This window comes from Longimicrobium sp., assembly GCF_036399935.1.
Classification (GTDB): Bacteria; Gemmatimonadota; Gemmatimonadetes; order Longimicrobiales; family Longimicrobiaceae; genus Longimicrobium.
Genome location: NZ_DASWMD010000038.1, coordinates 1 through 25300, shown reverse-complemented (window position 1 = coordinate 25300; position 25300 = coordinate 1). Strand labels below are relative to the sequence as shown.

Here is a 25300-nt window from a genome sequence, read left to right as displayed (position 1 = left end):
CACAGGCAGGTTGCTCACGTGTTACGCACCCGTTCGCCACTGGGGGCCGAAACCCCCCGTACGACTTGCATGTGTTAAGCGCGCCGCCAGCGTTCGTCCTGAGCCAGGATCAAACTCTCCATGAGAATTCAAACAGCTCTTGTTGGATCGAACAATGTTCCGTTCGTCCGGAATTTTGCCTTTGATTCCTCGTGCGCCCGTCCGCCGAAGCGGCCTGCGCGGCCCCCGGGAAGGTATACCCGCGGGCGAGGTCCTCACAGACACTCCCAAACACCCTGATTGTCAAAAACTTCTCTGCACCGCGCGGCCCGTGGCTCGCGGCAAGGCACGAAGTATAAACCCCCGTGTGGTCCCGGTCAACCCCCGGGCGGCGGTTTCTTTCCGATCGAACGCCGGCGGAAAGAAAAATCCCGAAACATACCCGGCCGCCGGAAGCACCGGCGGCCGGGCGAAATACGCGAGGCGGTCAGGGGCGGGGCAACTCAGACTTCTTCTTCGTCTTCGCTCCAGTCGTCGTCTTCGGCGTCCCAATCCTCGTCGCCGTCTTCATCCCACTCGTCGTCGTCGTCCCAGTCGTCTTCGTCGTCGAAGTCGTCGTCCTCACCCCAGTCGTCGCCCTCTTCGGCGTCGAAGTCGTCTTCCGCGGCCTCTTCCTCGAAGCGGGCGACGAACACCTCGTCCAGGTCGAACTCCTCACCGACCGCCGGGTGAGCCATCACGTTGGGCATTCCGAAGTCTCCTGTGTAGACGGATAACTGCCTGAGTGGCCCGCGAGCGGGCAGCAAGCAAAACGCCGACCAGCCCCGTTCGGCCCGAAAGTATATCGGCCTTGGGGGAAGTCAAGGGGCTTGGGGCCCGCTGCGCTCGCGGTGCGGGACTGCGTGAGTGCGGGAGTGCGGACGGGGTCGTGTGCGGGGGGCGAAGACGAAGCGGGGGAGAGCGCTTTCGGCTCTCCCCCGCTTCGTTTTCCGCTGGCGTCGTGGACCGGCTTCAGGAGGCCGCGCGCGAGGCCTTCTTGCGGTCGTTGGCGTTCAGCTGGCGCTTGCGCAGGCGAATGGTCTGCGGCGTCACCTCGATCAGCTCGTCGTCGGCGATGTAGCCCATGGCGTCCTCGAGCGTCATCTGCCGCGGCGGCTCCAGCAGGATGTTGTCGTCGCTGCCGGAGGCGCGCATGTTCGTGAGCTTCTTGCCCTTGGTGACGTTCACCTCCATGTCGCCCGGGCGCGAGTTCTCGCCCACGATCATCCCCTCGTACACCGGCACGCCGGGGGCGATGAAGAAGGTGGAGCGCTCCTGCAGGTTGCCCAGCGAGAACGCCACGCTCTCGCCGCCCACCATGGCCACCAGCACGCCGCGGTTGCGGGTGCTCATGGGCCCCACGTACGGGCCGTATTCCATGAAGCGGTGATGCAGGATGCCCTCGCCGCGGGTGGCGGTAAGGAACTCCGACCGGTAGCCGAACAGGCCGCGCGCGGGCATGCGGTACACCAGGCGCACCAGGCCGCCGCCCGAGTTCTTCATCTCGCGCATCTCGCCGCGGCGCTGGCCCAGCTCCTGGATCACGGGGCCCATCAGCGTCTCGGGAACGTCGATGGTCACCTCTTCGTACGGCTCCTGCAGCTGGCCGTCGGGGCCCTTGCGCAGGATCACGCGCGGCCGGCTGACGGAGAACTCGTAGCCTTCGCGGCGCATGGTTTCCATCAGGATGCCCAGGTGCAGCTCGCCGCGGCCGGAAACCGTGAGCGTGTCGGGCGAATCCGTCTCTTCCACCCGCAGCGCCACGTTGCTTTCCAGCTCCTTGAAGAGCCGGTCGCGAACCTGGCGGCTGGTGACGTACTTGCCCTCGCGCCCGGCGAAGGGCGAGTTGTTCACCATGATGTCCACCGACACCGTGGGCTCCTCGACCGCAATGCCTTCGAGCGCCTCGATGTTCTCGGGGTCGCACAGCGTGCTGCCGATGTCCACGTTGGGCAGGCCGGCCAGCGCCACGATGTCGCCGGCGGAGGCCGTTTCCACCTCGTGGCGCTCCAGGCCGTCGAAGGTGTACAGCTTGCTCACCCGGGTGCGCGCGGACGCCGGGACGGCGCCGCCCTCGAAGCCGTTCTCCAGCAGCACCACCGAGTCGCCCACGTTCACCGAGCCCCGCTCGATGCGGCCGATGGCCAGGCGGCCCAGGTACGGCGAAAAGTCGATGGTCGACACCAGCATCTGGAACGGACCGACCGGCTGCCCGCTGGGCTCCGGGATCGTCTTCATGATGCTGTCGAAGAGCGGCGTCAGGTCCTTGCGTGGATCCTCCGGCGCGAGCATGGCCACGCCCTCGCGGCCCACCGCGTACAGGAACGGGCAGTCCAGCTGGTGGTCGTCGGCCTCCAACTCCATGAACAGCTCCAGCACCTCGTCGTGCACGCGGTGCGGATCGGCGTCGCCGCGGTCGATCTTGTTGATGACCACGATGGGCTGAAGCCCCAGCTCCATCGCCTTGCGCATGACGAAGCGGGTCTGCGGCATGGGGCCCTCGGCGGCGTCCACCAGCAGGATCACGCCGTCGACCATGCGAAGGATGCGCTCGACCTCGCCGCCGAAGTCGCTGTGGCCCGGGGTGTCGACGATGTTGATCTTGGTGTCGTGCCAGCGCACCGAGAGGTTCTTGGCCAGGATGGTGATCCCGCGCTCCCGCTCCAGCGGGTTGCTGTCCATCACCCGCTCCGCCACGTGCTGGTTTTCGCGGAAGGTGCCGGCCTGGCGGAGCATGTGGTCCACCAGCGTCGTCTTTCCGTGGTCGACGTGCGCGATGATGGCGATGTTGCGAATGGACATGGAATCTTATCTCTGTCGAGCCCCACGGCCCGGGTACGGTCTTGCCACGTGGTTCCAAAGAAAGACGGGCGCCTCTCGGAAACGAGGTGCCCGCTCTCGGAAACAGCCCGGCAATATAACCGCTTTAAGCCCTCGGGTCCACCCCCGGACAGGCTTTATCGAAGCTCAGGCGTCGCGGTAGGGCACCTCAATCACCAGCCCGTCGTACGCGGCGACGGTTTCGGGGAACACGGCCCGCGCCTCGCGCTCCAGCGCCCGCGGGTCGTCGGCGTAGCGGGGGGAGAAGTGGGTCAGCGCCAGGCGGTGCACGCCGGCGGCCGACGCCACCTCCGCGGCCTCGCGCGCGGTGCTGTGCCCGGTGGCCACGGCGCGCTCGGCCTCTTCGTGCGCAAACGTCGCCTCGTGGATCAGCAGGTCGGCGTCGCGGGCGTGCTCGCGCGTGGGGGCGCAGGGACGCGTGTCGCCCGTGTAGACGAGCTTGCGGCCCGGGCGCTCGGGGCCCACGACGTCCTCCGCCCGGATGGTCCGTCCATCCACCTCCACCGCCTCGCCATGGTGCAGCTTGCCCCACAGCGGCCCTTCGGGAATGCCCATCTCCCGGGCGAGCGCGGCGTTGAACCGCCCCAGCCGCGGGTGCTCGACGATGGCGTAGCCCAGCGAGCGCCCGGCGTGCGTGGTCCGGAAGGGCACGATGTCGTACACGCCGCGTTCGACGGCCTCGCCCGGCTCGAGCTCGTGGATGCGCACCTCGAAGGGCACGCGCTCCACCCCCAGCTCCACGCCCTGCTTCAGCACCTCGGCCGTGCCCAGCGGCGTCCACAGGTCCATCGGCTCTTCGCGGGCCTGCAGCCCCAGGGTGCGCAGCAGGCCGATGACGCCCAGGAAGTGGTCGGCGTGAAGGTGGCTGAAGAAGATGTCGCTGAAGGCGAACCCCGTCCCGTAGCGCATCATCTGCCGCTGCGTTCCCTCGCCGCAGTCGAACATCATCACGTCGCCCTCGCGCTGAACGATGAGCGACGAGACGTTGCGGCCCACCGTGGGACGCGCCGCGGCGGTGCCGAGAAAGGTTACTCGCATGCGACTGGGCGTGGAGCATAGTGCGTGAGTGCGTGAGTGCGTGAGTGCGGAACGGCAATCGGCACCACCGCCGCGCCTTCCTGCAGTTCACTCCCGCACTTCCGCACTAACGCACTCACGCACTTCCCCTTCCCCTTCCCCTTCATGCCGTCATCACCTCGACCTTCAGCCCCGGCTCGATCTCGGTCTTGGGGATCAGCGCGGGCCAGTACGCCATGATCTCCTGCACGGCGGGTCGCCCCCCCGCGAACCCGGTGACGGACGGCGGACCGGCCAGCACCAGCGGCGCGATCTCCTTGGTGAAGCGCTCCACGGCCGCCTTGTCCTGGCCGCGCACGCCCCAGCGCACCGTCACCTCGGGCAGGTCCTTCGGCAATGGGCCGGCGAGCGGGCCGTGCGTGGCGTTCCATCCCACGTACTCCGTGAGCACCTCGTCGAACTTCAGCCCCAGGCGGTCCAGCCGCTCGCGCAGCACCCGGTCGGCCATCTGCGCCTTTTCCACCGCGTCGGGCCAGGCGTAGACCAGCGTGCCCGACGCCTTGTAGCCGTCTGAATAGGCGATGCTCACCTTCAGCATGTCCGTCGCGTGGCCGCCGCGGACGCCGTGCACGCGCACCCGGTCCGGCCCGGCGTCTTCCAGGCGGATGGTGGTGAAGTCGGCCACCACGTCGGGGGTGATGTAGCTGACGGGATCGCCCATCTCGTAGACGAGCTGCTCCTTGACCGTGGCCAGCGTCACGCGCCCGCCGGTGCCGTCGTGCTTGGTGACGACGAAAGAGCCGTCGGGCGAGGCCTCGATGATGGGATAGCCGACGTTGGCCAGCCCCGGCATGGTGCGCCAGTCCACCAGGTGGTTGCCGCCGGAGGCCTGCGCGCCGCACTCGTTGATGTGCCCCGCCACGACGCCCGCCGCGATGCGGTCGAAGTCGTCCAGGCTCCACCCGAACTCGTGGATCATGGGGCCGTAGGTGAGCGCCGTGTCGGTGGAGCGCCCCGTGATGACGACGTGCGCATCCTGCCGCAGCGCCTCGACGATGGGCCGCGCGCCGATGTAGGCGTTGGCGCTCTGCACGCGGCCGAGCACGGTGGAGAGCGGTTCGCCGGTCTCCATGTTCTTCAGCTCCACGCCGCGCGCCAGCAGGTCCGGCAGGCGGTCGAGGATGTCGTCGCCGGTGATCATCCCGATCCGCGCCCGCCCCGCCAGCCCGGCCTTGCGTGCTTCGTCGAGGACGGCATCGCGGCATCCGGCGGGGTTCACGCCGCCGGCGTTGGCGATCACGCGGATGCCCCGCTCCACGACGGGGCCCAGGATCTCGCCCATCAGCGGCACGAAGTCGCGCGCGTAGCCCGCGGCCGGGTTGCGGCTACGCTGCTTCTGCATGATCGACATGGTGACCTCGGCCAGGTAGTCGAGCATCAGGTAGTCGATGGGTCCGCCCTGCACCTGCTGCTTGGGGGCGTCGAGCTGGTCGCCCCAGAAGCCCTGGCCGGAGGCGATGCGAATGCGGTCTTTCATCAGGCTCGCGAGAGATCGTATGGATGAACGGCGAAAGCCGCCGCGTGCTCAAGATCCGGTCCCAAAACAGTTCGGAGGCCGCACAACGCAGCCTCCGGACGGGATAATTCACTTCGCGGCGCGCGGGGGCAACCCGCGGGTCACCGCGCTCCGAGAACGTCGGCGACCTGGATGGTCCTGCCGCCCAGAGCAGGCGAGGTGAACGACGCACCACGCGCGTGTGCCATGGTATCCCGGTACGAACCGCCTTCGGGACGGCGATACACCAAGACGCGGTCCTTTGGCAGGTCCAGCACCCAGTACTCTGGGATGTGGACACTTGCGTATTTCCGGGCCTTGAACCTCGAATCAAAGCTCACGGACGATTCGGCGACTTCTACGAGCAGCACACAATCCTCCGGCTGCGGCACCCGGTCCCGCCGGCCGCCGCGACGCAGAACCGCAAAGTCGGGACTGAGCTGCTCCGATCCCACCTGTAGGGAGCACTGGACGGCCAGTTGCAGCTCGTCCCCTGTCAAACGAATCAGGTGCTCAGTCAGGTCGATCACGGACCAGTTATGCCTGGCCCCCACCGGTGTCATCTGAACGACCTCCCCGTCGATGAGTTCCACCCGCTCCTCGGGCTCGAGGATGCCGGCTTCGCCCATTCGCTGGAATTCCTCGACTGTGAAGCGCCGCCGCTGGAACTCGGCGCCCACGTCAGTCTCCGGCTCGATCATGAGAGTGCTCATCTGCTGCTCCTGGCTGTCTCGCGACGTGTACCGCAAGCAACGAACGGGCCCGGCAAGCGAACGCAGCAAACGCTAGCGGCGCTTTCCGGGCCCGTCAAGTTTGTTCATTTTCCGCCACGCACCGGACGTGCGCTACAGGTTCGGCGGGAGGACGAACGCGCCCAGGTGCGGGCCCGGGTTGTTGATGCAGGTGCGCAACGCCAGCGCCAGCGTGGCGCGCGTCTCGTCCGGCAGCACCACCGCGTCCACGAAGCCGCGGGCCGCCGCGAAGCGGGCATCGAGCTGCTTGTCGTAGTCGGCGCGCACGGCGTCGATCTTGGCCTGCAGCTCGGCGTCGGGCTTCTTGCCCTCCTTCTTCAGCGCCTCCAGCTGCGTGCTGAAGAGCGCCACGGCCGCGCTGTCGCCTTCCATCACGCCCATGCGCCCCGTGGGCCAGGTGAAGATGAAGTCGGGGTCGAACCCCTGCCCCGCCATCGCGTAGTACCCGGCACCCGACGCGTGGTTGATGGTGAGCACGATCTTGGGCACCGTGGCCGTGGCCATCGCCTCGACGAAGCGGGCGCCGGCGCGGATGATTCCCGAGTGCTCGGCCTGCGAGCCCACCATGAAGCCCGACACGTCCTGCACGAACAGGATGGGCGTTCCGTGGCGGTTCAGGGTCTCGATGAAGAACGCCACCTTGTCGGCCGAATCGGCGTAGATGATGCCGCCGAACTTGGGCGCGCCGCCGTGCGGATCCTTGAGCATGCCGCGCGCGTTGGCGATCACGCCCACGGGAATGCCCTGGATGCGCGCGTGGCCGCACATCATCTCCGGCGCGTAGTCGGCCTGGAACTCGTCGAACTCGCCGCCATCCAGAATGCAGCCCAGCACCTGGCGCATGTCGTACGGCTGCTTGTGGTCCGGCGGCAGCAGGTCGTACAGGTCGGCCTCGGGGCGCGCGCCGGGCTTGGGCTCAGTGATCGGGAGCGTGGACGTCTCGCGCGGGAGCTGCTTGACCAGGTCGCGGATCTTGCCGATGCACGACCGGTCGTCCGGTGTCCGGTAGTGTGCCACCCCCGAGATGGCGTTGTGCGTCAGCGCGCCGCCCAGCGTCTCGGAATCCACCGTCTGCCCCGTGGCGCCCTTGACCAGGTTGGGACCGCCCAGCCCCATGAACGACGTGCCCTCCACCATCAGGATCACGTCGCTGAGCGCCGGCAGGTAGGCGCCGCCCGCGATGCAGGGCCCCATCACCGCGGCGATCTGCGGCACCTTCAGGTAGCGCCGCATGATGGAGTTGTAGTAGAAGATGCGCGAGGCGCCGTACTGCCCGGGAAAGACGCCTCCCTGGTACGGCAGGTTCACCCCCGCGCTGTCGACCAGGTAGATGATGGGCACGCGGCAGCGCATGGCGATCTCCTGCGCGCGCAGCATCTTGGTGATGGTCTCGGGCCACCACGAGCCGGCCTTGACGGTGGCGTCGTTGGCGATGACCACCACCTCGCGCCCGCACACCGTGCCGAAGCCCGTCACCACGCCGGCCGCGGGCGCCTGCCCCTCGTACTGGTCGTGCGCCACGAGCAGGCCCACTTCCTGGAAGCGCGAACGCGGGTCCACCAGCAGGCCGATGCGCTCGCGCGCCGTCAGCTTGCCGTCGTCGTGCTGCTTCTGGATGCGCTTGGGCCCGCCGCCCTGGCGCAGGCGCGCCTCAAGCTCGCGCAGTTCGCGGGCGAGGGTGCGCGAGCGCGATTCGGCGGCGGGTGCGTCCGCCGCTGCCACGGGCGCCGTCACTGGCCGGCGTCGTCGCGATCGCGGCCGTGCTCCGCGAACCAGTCGGCGATGTACTGCACCGCCGCCGTCGTGGGCGTCCCGGGGCCGAACAGCTGACCCATCCCCTGCTCGCGCAGCGCGGCCATGTCTTCTTCGGGGATGATGCCGCCGCCGGTGATCAGGATGTGGTCGGCGCCCTCGGCGTCCAGCGCCTGCTTGACGGCCGGGAACAGCGTCATGTGCGCACCCGACAGGATGGAGAGCGCGACCACGTCCACGTCTTCCTGGATGGCGGCGTTCACGATCATCTCCGGCGTCTGGTGAAGGCCGGTGTAGATGACCTCCATGCCGGCGTCGCGGAGCGCGGCGGCGATCACCTTGGCGCCGCGGTCGTGGCCGTCCAGGCCGGGCTTGGCCACCAGCACCCGGATCTTCCGTTCAGACATATCGAGAATCGGATGTACGTTGCGGTTACGCGCCCTGTGCCCCGGATGGGCCGCAGGGCGCGTATCATACGGCGGAACGCAAGGCGGCGGCAAGCGTTGGCGGCACTCGCGACGCCACTTCGGCCCTGCCGCGTCCATCTGCCGCTGCTACCTGGGATTGCGCGCCTCAATGGCCCGCAGCCCCGCCTGGATCTCTTCGCGCGGAAGCCAGCGGCCGCGCACCATCACGCCCGCGATGCGCTGCAGGTTGGCGACGTCCGCGAGGGGATCGGCGTCGACCAGCAGCAGGTCGGCGCGGCGGCCCACGGCGATGGTGCCGAACGCGTCCTGGCGCTGAAAGTACTCGCCCACGTTGCGCGTGCCCGTCACCAGGATGTCGTACGGCGTCATCCCGGCCGCGCGCATGCGGGGAAACTCGCGATGGAGAGAGAATCCCGGGACGCTGAACTGCTGCGGCGCGTCCGTCCCCATCAGGATGCCCGCCCCGCCGCGGTGCAGCGCCGCCAGCACCCGCTGCCGCGCGTCGATGCTACGCCGAGCCGTTGGCGCATCGTAGTCCGGCGCGTTGCGGCGCTGGTTGTACGCGTTCGTCCAGCTGCGCACCGACTGCGCCGAGGTGTAGCGCAGCTCGGGATACGCGAGGAGCGAGTCCAGCGGCAGCGTGTTGTACAGGACCTCCCACAGCGCCATCGTGGGCACCACCCAGGCGCCCGCTTCGCGCGTGGCCCGCACGGCGGAATCCAGCTTCGCCGCGTCGATCGGCCCCTCCGCGCCGCCCGCGTACTCCACGTAGCCGTCCACGTGGTCGAACGTCTCCTGCCCCATCGCGATGGCGTGCATCAGCCCTACGTCCGCGGGCACGTGGCCGCCGAAGCGGAGGCCCTCCTGGGCAGCGGCGCGCGCCATGGCGTCGTATTCCGGGCGGGTAAGGCCGGGGTGGATCTTGAGCAGGTCCCACCCGGCCGCGCGCTGCTCGCGGACCATCTGCACCGCCTGCTCGGGGGTATTGACGGAGTTGCCGTTGAAGCTCGGTCCCGCCAGGTACAGCGTGGGGCCCAGCAGCTCGCCGCGGTTCGTGCGCGCGCGCAGCTCCAGCTGCCCCGGGGCGCCCAGCATTCCGCGGACGGTGGTGATGCCGCTGGCCACGTACAGGAACAGCACGTCCTCGGTGTACTGCGCGGGCGCGTTCGGCGGCGGCACGTGGCCGTGCATCTCCGCCAGGCCGGGGACCAGGAACTTGCCTCGTGCGTCGATGCGCCGGGCGCCCTGCGGCACGGGGACGGATGTGGCCGGCCCCACGGCCACGATGCGGTCGCCGCGCACGAGGACGGTGTGGCTGCGCAGCGTGCGCTCGCTGTCCATCGGGATCACGGACACGTTCTCGAACGCGGTCACGTCGGCGGCGCCGGGCTGGGCGCACGCGGCGGACGGCGCCAGGGCGGCGAGCAGGAGCGCGCCGCAGAGCAGGCGGCAGAAGAAGTTCGGCTTCATCACGCAGACCGGTGAGGGGCGAAAAATTTAGCACGCCCATATTGCATCGGGCCGGGCGAATGCGCCAGCGCGACGGAAGTCAGGCGCGCCGGCAGACGGCGATCAGGTTTTCGCTGCTGTGGATGAAGGGCGCCAGCTCCCAGTCGCCCCACCAGTCGACGGGCACCAGGCCGGCCTGCCGCAGCAGCGCGTCCCACTCCGTGGCGGAACGGATGCGCAGCTCGTGGTACTTCTCCCCCGATTCCCCGCCCCGCGACCAGCGCGTCCACTCGCGGCTGACGCCCTCGACCGCGTCGAACTCGCGCTCCACCCACACCGTGGCGCCGCCCTCCGTTTCCCACCAGTCGCGCTCGGTGAAATCGGCGAGGATGTGGTCGCGGTGCATGGTTTCCAGCACGAACACGCCGCCGGACTTCAGCGCCCGGTGCGCGCCGCGGAGCACGCGCAGGTCCTCCTCGTCGGAAAGAAAGTAGCCGAGCGAGGAATACATGGAGAGGGCGAGGTCGAACCGGCCCGTCCACGGCACCTCGCGCATGTCGCCCTGGACGAAATCCACCGTCACCCCGGCGGCCCTGGCGCGCTTGCGGGCGCGGGCCAGCAGCGTCTCGGACCAGTCCAGCCCCGTCACCCGGAAGCCGGCGCGCGCCAGCTCCAGCGAGTGCCGGCCCCATCCGCAGGCCAGGTCCAGCACGTCCGCGCCGGAATCCAGCGGCACCATCTCGCGAAGGCCCTGGATCTCGCGCTCCGTGCGCGACGGCGTCAGGAAGTCGCGGTAGATGTCGACGAACGTTTCGTCGAAGTACCCGTCCCACCACCCCTGGGCGCTCACGCCGTCTCCGGAAACAGGTCCAGCAGGTCGTGAAGGCCGCGGATGCGCTCGCAATCCACGTCGTTCCAGCGCCACAGCGGGTCGATGAGCACGGGCCGCATTCCCGCCGCGCGGGCGCCCTGCACGTCGATCTCGTAGATGTCGCCCACGTACACGGCCTCGTCCGGGCGGATGCCCATCCGCTCGGCGCCGATGTGGAAGATGCGAGGATCCGGCTTTTCGATTCCCACCTGGTGGGAGTCGATGACGAACTCGAAGTGCGATCCCAGCCCCACGCTCTCCAGCAGCGCCTCCACCCGGCCGTCCGCGTTGGAGATGACGGCCAGCCGGTAGCCTCGGCGGCGCAGCTCGTCCAGCGTTTCGGCCGTGCGCTCGCGGACGTTGCTCCACAGGTTGCGCTCCCCGTGGCGAGCCCAGAGCGCCTTGGCGATGGGAGGAAACGCCTCCCGCCCCACGCCAAGCTGGCGGAAGATCTCGGCGAAGAACACCTCGCCGCGCTTGCGGTCGTCGCTGACCTCGCCGCTGCGGATCAGCTCGTCCAGGCGCGCCTTGGCGGTGTACTCGGCATCCAGCAGCCGCTCCATGGGTACGTCGATCCCGTGCTGGCGGGCGAGCTCCAGGAGGTAGGGGTGATCCAGCCAGACCAGCGTGCTTCCGGCGTCGAACAGGATGGCTTTCGGCGGCGTCATCGGTGTCCCGTGCTGATTTGCAGGCGGGCGGCGGCGGCGCCGCCCGGCAGGCCGCCAACTTACGGGCGCCGCCACCCGGGCGCGAGCGCGCCTACTTGCGGCGGGGAACGTGGCATCCTATCTGTCTGTTTGCAGCCTCACCTTCCCCGGCGAGACCGGACGCACCCGCCTCACGCGTCCGCGCCCGCCCGGAATCTCTTGGTTCCACCCCGGCACAGCCGCACGCGTGGCCCAACCCGTGGACGTTTCTCTTTCCGTCAATGGCGTCCAGTACCGGCGCGCGGTAGAGCCGCGCCTGCTGCTGAGCGATTTCCTGCGCCAGGACCTGTCGCTCACCGGCACCCACGTGGGCTGCGAACATGGCGTGTGCGGCGCCTGCACGGTGATGATCGACGGCGAGGCGGTGCGCTCGTGCCTGGTGTTCGCCGTGCAGGCGGACGGCGCGCAGATCACCACCGTGGAAGGCCTGACCGCCGGTACCGGCCCCATGCACCCGCTGCAGGAGGCCTTTCGCGACGCGCACGGCCTGCAGTGCGGCTTCTGCACGCCGGGAATTTTGATGTCGATGATCCCGTTCCTGCGCGACAACCCGTCGCCCACCGAGCCCGAGGTTCGCGAGGCGCTGTCGGGCAACCTGTGCCGCTGCACGGGATATCAGAACATCGTAGCGGCCGTGCAGCTGGCGGCGGAACGGATGGGGGCCTCGGAAGATGCGGATCAGCCGGCGAACCCGGGTGCATAGTCCAGCCATGCCCCGGGCGGATGAATCCGCGGCAACGACCACACGAAATCCGCCTTCGCGGATTGCGGGCTGTGGCGTTCGGGTAGGGATCGTGCGCGCCTTGGCTCCGTCCGCACTAACGCACTCACGCACTAACGCACTCCCTTGAGTCGAACCTACGTCGGCACGTCGGTACCGCGGAACGAAGACCGCCGCCTCCTCACCGGGAACGCGCTGTTCGTGGACGACGTGCAGCTCGAGGGGATGCTGCACGCCGCCTTCGTGCGCAGCGACCATGCGCACGGGGTGCTGCGGGGCGTAGACGCGTCCGCGGCGCTCGCCCGGCCCGGCGTGGTGGCCGTCATCACCGCGGAGGACCTGGGCGACTACTGGCAGCCCGGACCCCTGCTGGTTCCGCCTCCGCCCATCGACGGCATCGTCTTCAACCAGGCGTCGCAGGTGCCCCTGGCCAAGGACCGCGTGCGGCACGTGGGCGAGGCCATCGCCATGGTGATCGCCGAAAGCCGGTACATCGCCGAGGACGCGCTGGCGGACATCGTCGTCGACATCGAGCCGCTGGACCCGGTGGTGGGGCTGGAGGCCGCGCTGGAGCCGGGGGCGGAGATCCTCCACCCGCAGCTGGGCACCAACCTGGCCGCGCACGTGGTGCAGCGGCACGGCGACTACGAAACGGCCAAGGCGGCGGCGGACGTCGTCATCTCGCGGCGCTTCCACTACGACCGCGGCGCGGCGGCGGCGATGGAGAACCGCTGCGTGGCGGCGCGGTGGGATCCCCGCGCGGAAGAATTGACCGTGTGGGACACCACCCAGGCGCCCATCCCCATCCGCAACGGGCTGGCGCGGATGCTGGGGCTGCTGGAGTCGCGCGTTCGCGTCGTCGCCCCGTACGTGGGCGGCGGCTTCGGGCCCAAGATCATGATGTTCTATCCCGAAGAGGTGCTGGTCCCCTGGGTGGCCATGCGCCTGGGGCGGCCGGTGAAGTGGGCCGAGGACCGGCAGGAGAACTTCTTCGCCACCACCCAGGAGCGCAGCCAGATCCACGACGCCGAGATCGCGCTATCCGCCGACGGGCGCATCCTGGGCGTGCAGGACTTCTTCCTTCACGACACGGGCGCGTACGATCCGTACGGGCTGACCGTTCCCATCAACAGCCAGTGCACGCTGCTGGGCCCGTACGACGTGCCGGCGTACCACAGCGAGTTCCGCGCGGTGTTCACCAACACCGTCACCGTGACGCCGGTGCGCGGCGCGGGGCGGCAGCACGGCGTGTTCGTGATGGAGCGGCTGCTGGACATCGCCGCGCGGCAGCTGGGGCTGGAGCCGGCGGAGATCCGGCGGCGCAACTACCTGCGGAAGGACGTGTTTCCCCACACGTTCCAGATCCTGTTCCAGGACTTCGCGCCCCTGTACTACGACAGCGGCAACTACGCCCCGGCGCTGGAGGCCGCGCTCGACATCGTGGGCCGCGACACCTTTCCGCGGGAGCAGGCGGCGGCGCGGGCCGAGGGCCGCTACATCGGCATGGGCGTGGTCTCGTACGTGGAGGGCACGGGCATCGGCCCGTACGAGGGCGCGCGGGTGACCGTGGAGCCCAGCGGGCAGGTGCGGGTCGCCACGGGACTGGGCACGCAGGGCCAGGGGCACTACACCGCCTTCGCGCAGATCGTGGCCGAGGTGCTGGACTTGGACGTGGACCGCGTGCACGTGATCACGGGCGACACGCGCGAGTTCGGCTGGGGGACGGGAACCTTCGCCAGCCGCGGCGCGGTGGTGGCGGGAAGCGCGTGCCACGAGGCTGCGCTCGCCGTGCGCAAGAAGGTGATGGAGACAGGCGCACGGGTGCTGGGCATTGCGCCCGACGACGTGGAGCTGGCGGCGAACTCCATCCGCTCGCGGTCCAACCCCGACCGGGCGATGACGCTGGGCGAGCTGGCCGGCCACGCCAACCCGCTGCGCGGCGCGGTGACGCCCGGCAGCGAGCCGGGGCTGGAGGCCACGGCGTACTTCGGCCCGGACCACGGCAGCACGGCCAGCGGCGTTCACGCGATGGTGGTGGAGGTGGACCCCGAGACGGCGATGGTGAAGATCCTTCGCTACATCGTCGTCCATGACTGCGGCAAGCTGATCAACCCGATGATCGTCGCCGGGCAGGTGCAGGGCGGCGTGGCGCACGGCATCGGCAACGCGTTCTACGAGCAGCTGGTGTACGACGAGGGCGGGCAGCTGCAGAACGCCTCGTTCATGGACTACCTGCTGCCGACCGCGATGGACGTTCCCAACGTGGAGATGGCGCACCGCGAAACGGACGCGCCGCTGAACCCGCTGGGGCTGAAGGGCGTGGGTGAGGCAGGGTGCATTCCCACCGGCGCGGCGTTCGCCCAGGCCATCGAGGACGCGGTGCCTCACCTGGGGCTGGAGATCCGCGAGATCCCCCTGAGCCCCAACCGCCTGTTCGAGTTGATCCGATCCGCCCCCGGCGTGCGCGCGGAAGCGCTCGCGGCGGACTGACCGATGATCGTCCGCCCACTCCTGGCCCTGCTCTTCCTGGGTATCGGTGGCTGCGCGGCCGCTGGGACTGGCGGCAGCGCCGGGCCGGGGGATGCAGCGTACGCTTACGTCCCCGGTGACACGCTCCGGTACGCGCTTACGACAGAGTGGAGCGTATCGATCGGCATGGCGGGCGCGCCGGGGGAGGGCGGGCGGAAAACCGTGCGCGAGGCGCGCATCGCATTCGCCTTCACGGGCGGCAGCCGCGCGACCGCGTGGATCGAATCCGCGCGGGAGGAGATGCCCGGGTCCGGCCAGCCGGTCCGGACCGGCGGACCCGAGGTGGTGGGCCGTCCGTTCGTGCTGCAGCTGGGGCGCCGGGGGATCGACAGCGTGGAAACCGACACACCGATCCACCCGGACTGGTCGGACCTCGGCGACGGACTCCGCTCGCTGCTTCCGCGGCTGCCCGGCGGCCTCTTGTCGACCGGACGGCAGTGGGAGGTCAAGAGCGACGAGGACCTCTCGTCGGCTACCGAGGATGGGCGGCAGACCCGGACCGCCACCTACCGCGTGGCGGGCGACACCGTCATCGGCGGCGCCGCGATCGTCGTGGTGGAGTACGAGTCGCTGTTCGAGCGGCGGATCCGCTCACGCACCGCTCCGGCGATGCCGCCGGGCGGCCCGCCGCTCATGCCGTTCGCCTCCAGCCGGTACGAGGAAGAGCGGGGGCGCTGGTACTTCGATGTGGCGGCGGGCAGGCTGGTCCGGCGTACGCGGAGTGGAACCCACAGCCTCACCCTGCCGAACCATGGATCGGCGGAGGGGGCTTCCCAGGAACGTCGGTTCAGCGAGACGCTGGAACTGGTATCCACCCGCGGCGGGTCCGCCCGGCGCGGCGGATGAAACCATACAAGGCTACACGGCAACGCTGTCCGCTCCGGGCAGACACCCACGGCGACCCACCACGCATCCATCCATGATCGTCGACGGCGAGCACACCTTTCCCGGCCCGCGCCAGACCGTGTGGGACCTGCTGCAGGACCCCGAGGTGCTGGCCAAGGCCATGCCGGGAGCCCGCAAGCTTCACCTGACCGGCGACGGCGTGTACGAGGGCGTGATCCGCATCGGCGTCGGCCCGGTCACGGCGGCGGAGTGGTCGCTGAAGGTGGAACTGAAGGACCGCGTGGAGCCCGCGAGCTACACCATGATGGTGGACAGCAAGGGCGCGCTGGGATTCACCCGCGGCAGCGCGACGGTGAACCTGGACGAGGTGGCGGGCGGGACCAAGATGCGCTACCACGCGGACCTTTCCATCGGCGGCAAGGTGGCGGGCGTGGGGCAGCGGCTGCTGGACCAGGTGGCCAAGATGCTCACCCGGCAGGGGCTGGACGCGCTGAACAAGGAGCTGGAGGCGCGCCTGGCCGCGGGTGGCGGCGCGAAATGAAGCCGGCCCCGTTCGAGTACCACCGGCCGGACAGCGTGGAAGAGGCGCTGTCCCTCCTGGCGGAGCATGGCTACGATGCCAAGCTGCTGGCCGGCGGACAGAGCCTGGTGCCCGCGATGAACTTTCGCATGGCCGTGCCCGCCGTGCTGATCGACCTCAACCGCATCGCCGGGCTGAACGGGATCGCGGAGGTGGATGGAGGGCTGCGGATCGGCGCGATGGTCCGGCAGCGCGCGGCGGAGCGAGACCCGCTGGTCGCCGCGCGCGCGGCGCTGATCGCGGAGACGCTGCCGTTCGTGGCGCACGCGCAGATCCGCAACCGAGGCACGATGGGCGGCAGCATCGCCCACGCCGACCCGGCGGCGGAAATCCCGGCGGTGATGCTGGCGCTGGACGCGCGCTTTCGGCTGTGCGGGCCGAACGGCGAGCGGCTGGTGATGGCTGGCGAGTTCTTCACGGGACTGTTCGGCACCGCGCTGGAGCCGGACGAGATGCTGACGGAGATCGAGCTTCCCGCGGCGGGTCCGCGCACCGGCTGGGCGTTCGACGAGGTGTCGCGCCGCCACGGCGACTACGCGCTGGCGGGGATCGCGGCGACCGTGCAGGTGGATGAGGCCGGCCGGTGCTCCTCCGCCCGCATCGCGCTCCTGAGCGTGGGCGAGGGGCCCGTCCTGGCGGCTGAGGCCGCTGCCGCGCTGGTGGGCCAGGCGCCGGATAAGGCCGCCATCCGCGCCGCCGCCGAGGCCGCCAGCCAGCGCGATGTCGATCCGCCGGGCGACATCCACGCCTCGCCCGAGTACCGGCGGCAGCTGGTGAAGGTGCTGGTGCAGCGGGTGCTGCCGCGCGCGTTCGAGCGGGCCCTCACCCGGTCGCGCTGACACGCGGGTGGGCCCTCCCCGCGCAAACTACGCGCGGAGAGGGGAGAACACCCCAGCTAGGTGCATCCACGCCATTGGTGCACGGAGGCTTGTCATCCTGAGGCCCAGGCGCACCGCACTGGCCCGTACGCCATCCGTCGCGGGCCGAAGGATCTAGCCCGGGGTGCCTCGATGCCGGGGCGCGGCAGCGGACACCCGTGCCGCGGCCTCGGCTTCTGCTGGGGCGGTTGAAACCGCGGCAACGACGGCCCGAAGTCCGCCTTCGCGGACTGCTCGCGGGGTCTAGTGCGCCAGGCCAGCCGGAGCGCGCGCGAATTCTCCCCCTCTCCCGCTTGCGGGAGAGGGGGCCGGGGGGAGAGGGCAGCCGCGGATTGGCACGGCCGCCTTCGAACCGCACCCGGTCCTTGTCTCTTTCGTAACCTGTGACTCGACCGCGGCACCCCGCCGTCGACTGAAACTCAACCCCGTGCTTCCGGAGATCCGATGAAAGTGTACGACCTGTCGCAGCCGCTGAACGAGCAGGCGCCCTTCTGGCCGTACTATCCGCCCTTCGAGGTGAAGTACATCAAGCGCAAGGCCGAGCACGGCGTGAACGCGCAGTACATCCAGACGTCCAACCACATGGGCACCCACCTGGACGCGCCGCGGCACTTCGTGACCGGGGGCATGACCATCGACCAGATCCCCATGGAGTGGCTGTGCGGGCCTGGCGTGATCGTGAACCTGAGCGACGAGATGGACGAGCTGGCGGTGTACACGCCCGAGATGATCGAGTCGCGGGTGGAGGTGAAGAAGGGTGACATCCTGCTGCTCCACACCGGCTGGCACCGGCACGCACAGTGGGGCGACCAGCCCGACGAGGAGAAGTACATCCACATGCACCCCGGCGCGCATCCCGACATGGTGCCGTGGCTGCTGGAAAAGGAGATCCACATCTGGGGCGTGGACGTGGTGTCCACCGATCACCCGATGGACCTGCCCATCGGCCGGTTCCTGGGCAAGGGGATGCACGGCCACTGCGACCGCGTGCGCGCCGCGGCCGAGCGCAAGTTCGGCGGGCCCGAGGCGGTGGCGCGCCTGTTCCCCGACGAGGACTACCAGCTGACGCACAACAAGCTGTTCGACAAGAACTGCATGCACATCGAAAACCTGGGCGGCGACATCAGCCACCCGGCGCTGCAGAACCGCCGGCTGATCATCGGCTGCTTCCCCTGGAAGTTCCAGGGCGGCGAAGCGGCGTTCGCCCGCGTGGTGGCGTTCGACGGCGAGTGGCCGAGGGAGATCTGACGCAGGCTTTCCATGGATTCACCCCGAGAGGGGAAGGCATTCCTTCCCCTCCCATTTCATCGATCAGAGGCAATTCATACCGTGTGGTTCAACCGCAAAAAGAAGTCGGCGCCCGCAGTGACTGACCCCGCAGACATGGTGCGTGAGCTTCGTGAGCAGGCGCTGAAGGTGGACGTGAGCGAGTTCCCGCCTGCACCACAGAGACCGCACGTCGTGGGTGTGATGATGGAAACCGGCTACCCGCAGGCGTTTGTGAGTCTCGTCGCGTTCGCGGACGGAACCACCAGCCTGTACTTCAGCACCGGTGGCGGGATCATCGGCGCGGGGCAGCACGACGTCGTCTACGCCGCGACCCAGGAATTCCTCGACGCGGCCGAGGCACATCACGCCGAGTTCGCGCCGGCCGACGCGACACCGCCGCCGGGCGAAGGCCGGGTACGATTCTACGTCCGCACCGTCAGCGGCATCTTGGCAGCAGAGGCGGACGAGGACGACCTCGGGTATGAGCGCCATCCGCTCGCGCCGGTGTTCCACGCTGGTCACGCGGTGATTACCGCGGTTCAAGAATCGACGGAGCACCAATGAACGTTGCTTTGAGCAACTGGGCGGCCTGTTGTCGTGGGCCGCGGCGTTGTCCGGCCCCCGGGTGCAGGGCGAGCTGACGTCCATCGGGAAAGCATGAACCACAGGCGCACTCCGCGGGAAAAGAAGCTGCTGAGCTATGCGAAGGACGGCCGCAACACGTTCGCCGAATCCAGGGGCATCGCGCACAAGGCGATCGCCCGGCGTAAGGCGAAGGCCAACCGCGCGTTCCGGCACGAGGAATCGCGCGCCTTGCAGTCCGCGTTAGGCGGCGGCGACGACGTGTTCGTGGCGAGAATTCGCCGGAAGTCGTGGAAGAAGCTCCCCGATGCGCCGCTTGGCGCGTACGTAGCCGCACGGCTGGGACGGCGGGCGGAGGACGGGATGAACGCGGCGGACAAGGCGAGTGATCTCGTCACCGCCGGCCTCAAGCGTGCGAAAATCCGGAGGTTCATGCTCAAGGGGCCGCTGCAGCGCCGGATGCCCGCGATGTCGGACGATGCCAACGCCGGATCATAGTAGGTCGCCCGCACCGGAACCTCGCTACCACCTGCGGCTGATGTTCGAGTGGCGCGGCGGCACCCTCTGGTGTGGGAACGAAGCGGCACGCGACGCGTTCGACGTGGGACCCATCGAAGACGAGCTTCCCCTCTCCGACGCGACGCGCCAGCGCCTGGAAGAGCTGTCGGTCTGGCACGATACCGCGCTAGATTGGGACGACCCCGGCGGCGCGGGGCTCTGGCCGCCCGAGGAGTACGACAGGTTCCACCAGGCGGCAGTCGAAATCCTGGACACCATCCGTTCTGAGCTTGGCCCGGACTTCCGGGTCGAATACCGGGGCCCGTAGAGGCGGCGCCCCCTCTCCCCTGCCCTTCCCGCAAAGGACACCTGTTGACCACGAAGTCCCATTCCCGCGCCACTCTCGCGCGTACGGCCCTCCGCATCGCGTGCACGGCGTTCTTCCTGGCCGGTGCCGGGGCATGCGAGGACAGCACGGGAAGCGATACGCGAGACGTGACGATCGGCGGAATCTTTTCGCTCACCGGCAACTGGGCGTCGCTCGGCGTCACCAGCAAGGCCGCGATGGAACTGGCGGTGGAGGACGCCAACCGCTTCGCCGCGGGGCGCGGAATCACCTTCCGCGCCGACGTGCGCGACACCAAGCTGGACCCGGCAACGGCGCTCTCGGCGGTGCAGTCGCTGAAGGCCGCCGGCGTGCAGATGGTGATCGGGCCGCAGTCCAGCGCCGAGCTGGCCGCCATCAAGTCGTACGTGGACGCGAACCCGCTGATCGTCGTCAGCCAGTCCAGCACGGCGGGATCGCTGGCGGTGCCGGGCGACCACATCTTTCGCTTCACGGCGGCGGACAGCCTGGAGGGCATCGCCTCGGCGGCGCTGATGTGGGGCGATGGCGTTCGCGCGGTGATCCCCGTCTGGCGTGCGGACGCCGGGAACCAGGGGCTTCACACGGCCACGCGGAAAGGGTTCACCGCGGGCGGCGGAAGCGTATCGGCCGGCGTGGAGTACGCGACGAACGCCACCAGCTACGCGGCGACGATCACCGCGCTGGGCGCGCAGGTGCGGCAGGCGCTCACCACGCGGCCGGCGAGCGAGGTGGGCGTGTACCTGGCGGGCTTCGACGAGGTGGCGGACGTGTTCGTGGCCGCGGCGGGGGACCCGGTGCTCGCCTCGGTGCGCTGGTACGGGGCGGACGGCATCGCGCAGAGCGGCGCGCTGCTCACCCGGCCGGCGGCAGTCGCGTTTGCGCAGCAGGTCGGATTTCCGTCGGCGCTCTTCGGGCTGGACCTGGCGGCGAGCGCGACTTGGCAGCCCGTCGCCACGCGCATCCAGCAGCGCGCGGGCATGGCGCCCGATGCGTTCGCGCTCGCCGTGTACGATGCCGTGTGGGTGGCGGCGCTGGCGTACCTGGCCTCACCCGCGCGCGTGAGCGCCGACTCGCTGGCGTCGCGCTTCGTGCAGGCGGCGGGCACGTACCACGGCACCACCGGCTGGGCCACGCTGAACGCCGCGGGCGACCGGCAGTACGCCGACTTCGACTTCTGGGCCATCCGCCCGTCCGGCACCGGCCACGCCTGGAAGCGCGTCGCGGGCTACGAGACGCGATCGGGAACGCTCAGCCGGTAGGCGCCGCGAAGCCGGTAGCGTTATCGGGTACAGCGCGGTCAGTACGACAAGCAGCCGGCGCCGGATTTCTCCGGCGCCGGCTTCGTTGTTCGCGCTTGTGCTCAGTGCGCGTGCGAGCCGCCCTGGTGGTGCTGGCAGGTGGCGTTCGGATTGAACTGCGCGAACACGCCACGCGGGTTCTCGCGGTACAGCCACACGTGCAGATCGTAGTGCGGCTCGAACATGTGTGCCTTGTCGAGCGCGGTCGCCGGATCGTCCTGCATGCGATCGAAGGTGCGCCCCGCGAACGTGGGCGGCGCCGTGTTGCCCGCCGCCTCCGACGCCTTGATGAACACCAGGGCCTCGACCGCCACCAGCTCCGGCGAACCGTCGTCCTGGAGCTCCCGCCCACCCGCGGAGAAGAATCTGTTGCAACGCGGAACGGCGGGCATGGGTAGCTTTACGCGCCCGCGAGGGCGGTTCTAATAGATGCCCACCTTGCCCTTGGCGAACTCGCGGAGCCTCGCGGAGTCGTAGCCGATGCCGTCGCGGAAGATGGTCGTCACCTCGTAGATCGCCGACGGGGTGCCGAGCGGGTCGCCGCGGATGACTACCAGGTCCGCGGCCTTGCCCGGCTCCACCGAGCCGATGCGCGCTTCTTCGCCCAGAATGCGCGCGCCGTTCAGGGTCATGACCTGGATCGCCTGCTCGGGGGCGAAGCCGGCCTCCACCAGCAGCTCGTAGTTGCGCAGGTTGCCGAAGCCGGGAAGAAAGCCCGTGCCCCACGGGTCCGAGCCCGCCCCCAGCAGCCCGCCCGCGGTTACGAAGTCCCGCTCCCACCGCATCATCTTTTCCAGCAGCCGCTCCGGGACGGTGAAGCCGGACTCGGCCAGGCCGGCATGGTTCGCCTCCACCTCACGGCGCGTGGCCGGCGCCAGCATGGCCATAGCGGACGAGTCCAGCCGCGCCCGCCCGGGGATGAAGCTCTCGTACACGCCCAGCGTGCTCACCACGGGCGTACCCGTCGCGACGATGCGGCGGATGCTTTCCTGCACCGCCGGGCTGGCCACGTCCACGTCGGCCTGGGCGCGCTGGTTGCCCGGAGGGCACACGTCCGGCCGCTTGCCGGGCACGTACTCGCTGGCGGTGATGAACCCGTGCTGAAGCGCGTCGATGCCCAGCTCCGCGGCCTCGCCGAACGTCACCGCGCACAGGTGGCCAGTCACGCGCAGGCGCCGCGCGTGGGCCGCCTCGATGACCCACGACAGCACCTCGCGCGGGCCGCTCATCACCTTGAACCAGGTAGCGCCCTTCCCCGCCCACTCGTCCACGAACCGCCGCGCCTCCTCGGGCGAGTCCACGCCGCGGAACGCGCCCGTCCGCCGCGTGCCCGCTGTGATGTACGGCCCCGCGATGTGCAGGCGCGGGCCGGGCATCCGGCCCGCGTCGATGGCGCGCTTCAGCTCCACTTCCTCGTCCGGAAGCTGGCTTCCGGCCGTCATCGCCGTCGTCACCCCAAACGCCAGGTACAGGTACGCGCTGGCGTTCATCGGCACACTGCGGCTCAGCCCGCCGAAGTACGTGTGCTCGTGCAGCGACACCAGGCCGGGGATCACCGTGTGGCCGGACAGGTCCATCACCCGCGCGCCGGCCGGGATCGGCGTGGTGGCGGCGGGCCCAACGGACTCGATGCGGGTGCCGCGCACGATCACCGTCTGGTCCTGGCGCGCCGGCGCCCCGGTGCCGTCCACCAGACGCACGTGCGTGAGCGCCACCACGGGCTCGTCGACGGACACGAAGGCGCGGGCCGCGGGGGCGAGTGCCGGGCGCTGCTGGGCGGCCAGGGGCACAGCTATCAGGAGCGCGCAAACAAGGCCAAGGAGCGAGCGGAGGGATCTCATGATGTGCTCGGGGGTGTATCGTGCGGCGAAGGAGGTGCCGCTAAGATAATGGCGGCAGCACCCGACTGCGAACCCGAACCCGGAGGAGGGATCGTGCGCCTTGCGTGGATGGTGGGATTGCTGATGGCACCGATGGCGGCGAGCACCGCCGGCGCGCAGAGCTGCTGGCCGGTCGCGGTGCTGTTGGAGGTGCGTGACGCGGGCGGGCGGCGTGTGGACCCCGCGGCGATGGACAGCGTGGTGAGCGATACCACCGGCGCGCCCCGCCCGCTCCGGATGAGCGCTGCGTACACCCCCGCCCCGGCCGCCCATGACACCGCAAACCTGCTGCAATGGTCGCGCGCGGGGTGCGCCATCCGGCTGCGCCGCGTATCGCTGTACTCCGGCGGCCGCGCCATGCACCTGTACTTCGACATGTACGTGAACAGCGAGCGGCGGCGCGGCCCGAGCACCTTCTTGGTGCAGGCGCCGCCGTTTCAGCCGGGCACGTTCCGCCTGCGATTCGATCCCGCCGAGCAGGGCGGGCCTTCCCGAAGCCCGCGCCGCCTGACCGCCGATCGGTGGTATCAGCCGGCGCCGAAACAACCCGGCGGCTAGTCGCGAAAGCGCACCGAGCTCACCCGGTGCTCTGCGTGAAGGGGAAGGAGCGTTTCGGTGATGACGGTGCATCCACCCCAGCAGCGGGCCTGCCGCCTCCGCCTGCACACCACGGCTCTACGTTTGGCCAGCGGCCTCGCGAAGCAGGCGGATGTTCTCGGCCACGGGAGCCTTTGCGTTGTAGACGGCGGACCCCGCGACCACGCAGCTCGCGCCGGCCCGCACGACGTCGGCGATGGTGTCCGGCGCCACGCCACCGTCCACCTGAAGTTCCACGTGGTGAAGCCGGCGCTCGTCCAGCATCCGGCGGATGCGCGCGATCTTGGCCGTGCTGGTGGGGATGTACGACTGCCCGCCGAAGCCCGGGTTCACCGACATCACCAGCACCAGGTCCACGTACGGCAGGATGTCGGCAATGGCGTCCGCCGGCGTCCCGGGATTCAGCGTCACGCCCGGCTTTACGCCCAGCTCCCGGATCTGCTGGACGGTGCGGTGCAGGTGCGGGCTGGTTTCCACGTGCACCGTCAGGTAGTCGGCCCCCGCCTTGGCGAAGTCCGCCAGGTAGCGCTCGGGCTTTTCGATCATCAGGTGCACGTCGATGGGCAACCCCGTCGAGCGCTTGGCCGCCGCCGCGATCAGCGGGCCGATGGTGATGTTGGGGACGAAGTGCCCGTCCATCACGTCCACGTGAATCCAGTCTGCCCCGCCCTGCTCCGCCTCGCGGATGTGCTCCCCCAGCCTCGTGAAGTCTGCCGAGAGGATGGAGGGGGCGATCTTGATGCGGCTCATCGTGCAGCCCCCCGCGTGCGGACCTCGATCCCGCCGCTCCCCGCGATCACCACGGCCGTCGCCATCCCCAGGAACAGCCCGCATTCCAGGATGCCGGGGCGCAGCAGCAGCCGGCGCTCGATGTCCTCCGGGTCGGCGATGCCGTCGGGAAAGCGGCAGTCCAGGATGTGGTTGCCGCCGTCCGTCACCACCGTCCGCCCGTCTTTCACCCGCAGCACGGGCTCGGCGCCGAGGGAGCGCAGGAAATCGGGCTGGATGGGCTCGGAGAACGGATCGACCTCCACCGGCAGCGGCGCCTTGGTCCCCAGCCGCTGAACGACCTTGGTTTCATCGGCCACGATCACCAGCTGGGCGGATGCGGCGGCGACGATTTTCTCGCGCAGCAGCGCCGCGCCGAGCCCCTTGATCAGCCGCAGCTGCGGGTCCACTTCGTCGGCGCCGTCGATGGCCACTTCCATCCGCGGGCGCTCGGCGAGCGTGGCGAGGGGAATGTCCAGGCGCAGCGCGCGCTGCTCGGTGTCGTCCGACGTAGGCACGCCGACGATGGACCGCCACTCGCCGGCGGCGCGGCGCTCGGCGATCACGTCCAGCAGGTGGCGGACGGTGGAGCCGGTGCCCAGCCCCACGGTCATCCCGTCCTGGATCCACTCCGCGGCCCGTTCGGCCGCGGCCCGCTTCAACGCCTCGGTGTCGCTGGTGTGCACCGGTGTGCCTGGTTGGGGTTGTCGTGCTGGGGCTTGTTGAGGGGCGGGAAGGTAGTGCGAGAGTGCGAAAGTGCGAAAGGGAGTGCGTTAGTGCGTAAGTGCGTTAGTGCGGGAGTGAGTGAAGCGTGTCGTCAAATCAGGCGCGCGGCCTCTCGACCGCGCACCGGCCAGACGAATACGACTTGCTCCTCAACGCACTAAGGAAGCTCTGCAAATCCGTTATCCGTCCATCGCGACTCAAGGTGGGGCGCCGTAGATTGTGCTCTGCGGCCCCCCCCCTACTGAGTGCGACGAATGCGCGAGCAGACGACCTTTGCCGGCTTGGCCTGGACGCAGAAGCGGAAGCAGACCCGCCGGGAGCGCTTCCTCGCGGAGATGGACCAGGTGATTCCTTGGAACCGGCTGATCGCC

At 69.6% G+C, this 25300-nt stretch carries 25 protein-coding genes, 1 rRNA gene and 1 pseudogene; 12 read left to right on the top strand and 15 right to left on the bottom strand.

The features are described 5' to 3' along the window. From VGB24_RS12725 to VGB24_RS12675, 11 genes are all read right to left on the bottom strand, one after another. Positions 1-125 (bottom strand): 16S ribosomal RNA (locus VGB24_RS12725); the annotation flags it as partial. A gap of 357 nt (positions 126-482) precedes the next feature. After that, entirely contained in the window at positions 483-728 is a 246-nt protein-coding gene (locus tag VGB24_RS12720; RefSeq protein ID WP_331073323.1) for a hypothetical protein, read from the bottom strand. Between the two features lie 262 nt (positions 729-990). Further along, the gene (typA, locus tag VGB24_RS12715; protein ID WP_331073322.1) at positions 991-2820 is read right to left on the bottom strand and encodes a translational GTPase TypA; all 1830 of its coding nucleotides are present in this window, start codon (positions 2818-2820) and stop codon (positions 991-993) included. Between the two features lie 165 nt (positions 2821-2985). Continuing rightward, a complete protein-coding gene (locus VGB24_RS12710; RefSeq protein WP_331073321.1) occupies positions 2986-3897 on the bottom strand; it encodes a ribonuclease Z in 912 nt (303 codons plus the stop codon). 142 nt (positions 3898-4039) lie between these two features. Then, complete coding sequence (locus tag VGB24_RS12705; protein ID WP_331073320.1) at positions 4040-5413, bottom strand: acyclic terpene utilization AtuA family protein; 1374 nt, start codon at positions 5411-5413, stop codon at positions 4040-4042. A gap of 140 nt (positions 5414-5553) precedes the next feature. Further along, positions 5554-6144 carry a Uma2 family endonuclease gene (locus VGB24_RS12700; RefSeq protein WP_331073319.1) on the bottom strand — a complete coding sequence of 197 codons (591 nt, stop codon included), beginning with the start codon at positions 6142-6144 and terminating at the stop codon, positions 5554-5556. 132 nt (positions 6145-6276) lie between these two features. Next, positions 6277-7917 (bottom strand): acyl-CoA carboxylase subunit beta, encoded by a 1641-nt coding sequence (locus tag VGB24_RS12695; protein WP_331073318.1) that lies wholly within the window; start codon positions 7915-7917, stop codon positions 6277-6279. Further along, positions 7914-8342 (bottom strand): cobalamin B12-binding domain-containing protein, encoded by a 429-nt coding sequence (locus tag VGB24_RS12690; RefSeq protein WP_331022562.1) that lies wholly within the window; start codon positions 8340-8342, stop codon positions 7914-7916. The genes VGB24_RS12695 and VGB24_RS12690 overlap by 4 nt, the downstream gene beginning before the upstream one ends. Before the next feature lie 147 nt (positions 8343-8489). Next, positions 8490-9833: an amidohydrolase family protein gene (locus VGB24_RS12685; RefSeq protein ID WP_331073317.1), complete on the bottom strand. Its 1344-nt coding sequence runs from the start codon at positions 9831-9833 to the stop codon at positions 8490-8492. 79 nt (positions 9834-9912) lie between these two features. Continuing rightward, positions 9913-10662 carry a class I SAM-dependent methyltransferase gene (locus VGB24_RS12680; protein ID WP_331073316.1) on the bottom strand — a complete coding sequence of 250 codons (750 nt, stop codon included), beginning with the start codon at positions 10660-10662 and terminating at the stop codon, positions 9913-9915. Then, entirely contained in the window at positions 10659-11351 is a 693-nt protein-coding gene (locus tag VGB24_RS12675; protein ID WP_331073315.1) for an HAD-IA family hydrolase, read from the bottom strand. Before VGB24_RS12675 ends, VGB24_RS12680 begins: the two co-directional genes overlap by 4 nt. Before the next feature lie 226 nt (positions 11352-11577). On the opposite strand from VGB24_RS12675, the gene VGB24_RS12670 reads away from it, so the two are divergent. The 10 genes from VGB24_RS12670 (at position 11578) to VGB24_RS12625 (ending at position 20919) form a co-directional block, all read left to right on the top strand. Continuing rightward, positions 11578-12093 (top strand): (2Fe-2S)-binding protein, encoded by a 516-nt coding sequence (locus tag VGB24_RS12670; protein WP_331073314.1) that lies wholly within the window; start codon positions 11578-11580, stop codon positions 12091-12093. Between the two features lie 144 nt (positions 12094-12237). Beyond that, complete coding sequence (locus VGB24_RS12665) at positions 12238-14601, top strand: xanthine dehydrogenase family protein molybdopterin-binding subunit (RefSeq protein ID WP_331073313.1); 2364 nt, start codon at positions 12238-12240, stop codon at positions 14599-14601. A 3-nt stretch (positions 14602-14604) separates the two neighbouring features. Next, positions 14605-15486 (top strand): hypothetical protein, encoded by an 882-nt coding sequence (locus tag VGB24_RS12660; RefSeq protein ID WP_331073312.1) that lies wholly within the window; start codon positions 14605-14607, stop codon positions 15484-15486. Between the two features lie 73 nt (positions 15487-15559). After that, positions 15560-16027, top strand: a complete 468-nt coding sequence (locus VGB24_RS12655) for a carbon monoxide dehydrogenase subunit G (RefSeq protein WP_331073311.1) — start codon at positions 15560-15562, stop codon at positions 16025-16027. Continuing rightward, a complete protein-coding gene (locus tag VGB24_RS12650) occupies positions 16024-16905 on the top strand; it encodes a xanthine dehydrogenase family protein subunit M (protein WP_331073310.1) in 882 nt (293 codons plus the stop codon). Before VGB24_RS12655 ends, VGB24_RS12650 begins: the two co-directional genes overlap by 4 nt. Positions 16906-17388: 483 nt before the next feature. After that, positions 17389-18192, top strand: a complete 804-nt coding sequence (locus tag VGB24_RS12645; protein ID WP_331073309.1) for a cyclase family protein — start codon at positions 17389-17391, stop codon at positions 18190-18192. Between the two features lie 81 nt (positions 18193-18273). Beyond that, entirely contained in the window at positions 18274-18777 is a 504-nt protein-coding gene (locus tag VGB24_RS12640; protein ID WP_331073308.1) for a hypothetical protein, read from the top strand. Positions 18778-18870: 93 nt separating this feature from the next. Then, positions 18871-19293, top strand: coding sequence for a hypothetical protein (locus VGB24_RS12635; RefSeq protein WP_331073307.1), 423 nt, complete (start codon positions 18871-18873; stop codon positions 19291-19293). 40 nt (positions 19294-19333) lie between these two features. Next, positions 19334-19621 carry a hypothetical protein gene (locus VGB24_RS12630; RefSeq protein ID WP_331073306.1) on the top strand — a complete coding sequence of 96 codons (288 nt, stop codon included), beginning with the start codon at positions 19334-19336 and terminating at the stop codon, positions 19619-19621. Positions 19622-19665: 44 nt separating this feature from the next. Continuing rightward, positions 19666-20919, top strand: a complete 1254-nt coding sequence (locus VGB24_RS12625; RefSeq protein WP_331073305.1) for an ABC transporter substrate-binding protein — start codon at positions 19666-19668, stop codon at positions 20917-20919. A 101-nt stretch (positions 20920-21020) separates the two neighbouring features. On the opposite strand, the gene VGB24_RS12620 is transcribed toward VGB24_RS12625, so the two are convergent. Continuing rightward, entirely contained in the window at positions 21021-21272 is a 252-nt protein-coding gene (locus VGB24_RS12620) for a hypothetical protein (protein ID WP_331073304.1), read from the bottom strand. Between the two features lie 108 nt (positions 21273-21380). After that, positions 21381-22748, bottom strand: a complete 1368-nt coding sequence (locus tag VGB24_RS12615) for an amidohydrolase family protein (protein ID WP_331073303.1) — start codon at positions 22746-22748, stop codon at positions 21381-21383. A gap of 144 nt (positions 22749-22892) precedes the next feature. Here VGB24_RS12615 and VGB24_RS12610 point away from each other — a divergent pair, with 144 nt between their 5' ends. Further along, entirely contained in the window at positions 22893-23396 is a 504-nt protein-coding gene (locus tag VGB24_RS12610) for a hypothetical protein (RefSeq protein WP_331073302.1), read from the top strand. A gap of 117 nt (positions 23397-23513) precedes the next feature. Here the strand turns inward: VGB24_RS12610 and rpe are convergent, their stop codons facing one another. Both rpe and rpiA read right to left on the bottom strand, forming a co-directional pair. Next, positions 23514-24185 (bottom strand): ribulose-phosphate 3-epimerase, encoded by a 672-nt coding sequence (gene rpe, locus VGB24_RS12605; RefSeq protein ID WP_331073301.1) that lies wholly within the window; start codon positions 24183-24185, stop codon positions 23514-23516. Further along, positions 24182-24889 (bottom strand): ribose-5-phosphate isomerase RpiA, encoded by a 708-nt coding sequence (gene rpiA / locus VGB24_RS12600; RefSeq protein WP_331073300.1) that lies wholly within the window; start codon positions 24887-24889, stop codon positions 24182-24184. The genes rpe and rpiA overlap by 4 nt, the downstream gene beginning before the upstream one ends. Before the next feature lie 294 nt (positions 24890-25183). Between rpiA and VGB24_RS12595 the strand changes: the two are divergent. Further along, positions 25184-25300: pseudogene (locus VGB24_RS12595) on the top strand (IS5/IS1182 family transposase); the annotation flags it as partial.

Coding starts and splice junctions, on each gene's coding strand:
- VGB24_RS12710 (WP_331073321.1), bottom strand. CDS start 3,897: ATGCGAGTAACCTTTCTCGGCACCGCCGCGGCGCGTCCCACGGTGGGC.
- VGB24_RS12660 (WP_331073312.1), top strand. CDS start 14,605: ATGATCGTCCGCCCACTCCTGGCCCTGCTCTTCCTGGGTATCGGTGGC.
- VGB24_RS12685 (WP_331073317.1), bottom strand. CDS start 9,833: ATGAAGCCGAACTTCTTCTGCCGCCTGCTCTGCGGCGCGCTCCTGCTC.
- VGB24_RS12630 (WP_331073306.1), top strand. CDS start 19,334: ATGTTCGAGTGGCGCGGCGGCACCCTCTGGTGTGGGAACGAAGCGGCA.
- VGB24_RS12655 (WP_331073311.1), top strand. CDS start 15,560: ATGATCGTCGACGGCGAGCACACCTTTCCCGGCCCGCGCCAGACCGTG.
- VGB24_RS12700 (WP_331073319.1), bottom strand. CDS start 6,144: ATGAGCACTCTCATGATCGAGCCGGAGACTGACGTGGGCGCCGAGTTC.
- VGB24_RS12705 (WP_331073320.1), bottom strand. CDS start 5,413: ATGAAAGACCGCATTCGCATCGCCTCCGGCCAGGGCTTCTGGGGCGAC.
- VGB24_RS12645 (WP_331073309.1), top strand. CDS start 17,389: ATGAAAGTGTACGACCTGTCGCAGCCGCTGAACGAGCAGGCGCCCTTC.
- rpe (WP_331073301.1), bottom strand. CDS start 24,185: ATGAGCCGCATCAAGATCGCCCCCTCCATCCTCTCGGCAGACTTCACG.
- VGB24_RS12635 (WP_331073307.1), top strand. CDS start 18,871: ATGAACCACAGGCGCACTCCGCGGGAAAAGAAGCTGCTGAGCTATGCG.
- typA (WP_331073322.1), bottom strand. CDS start 2,820: ATGTCCATTCGCAACATCGCCATCATCGCGCACGTCGACCACGGAAAG.
- VGB24_RS12690 (WP_331022562.1), bottom strand. CDS start 8,342: ATGTCTGAACGGAAGATCCGGGTGCTGGTGGCCAAGCCCGGCCTGGAC.
- VGB24_RS12650 (WP_331073310.1), top strand. CDS start 16,024: ATGAAGCCGGCCCCGTTCGAGTACCACCGGCCGGACAGCGTGGAAGAG.
- VGB24_RS12720 (WP_331073323.1), bottom strand. CDS start 728: ATGCCCAACGTGATGGCTCACCCGGCGGTCGGTGAGGAGTTCGACCTG.
- VGB24_RS12675 (WP_331073315.1), bottom strand. CDS start 11,351: ATGACGCCGCCGAAAGCCATCCTGTTCGACGCCGGAAGCACGCTGGTC.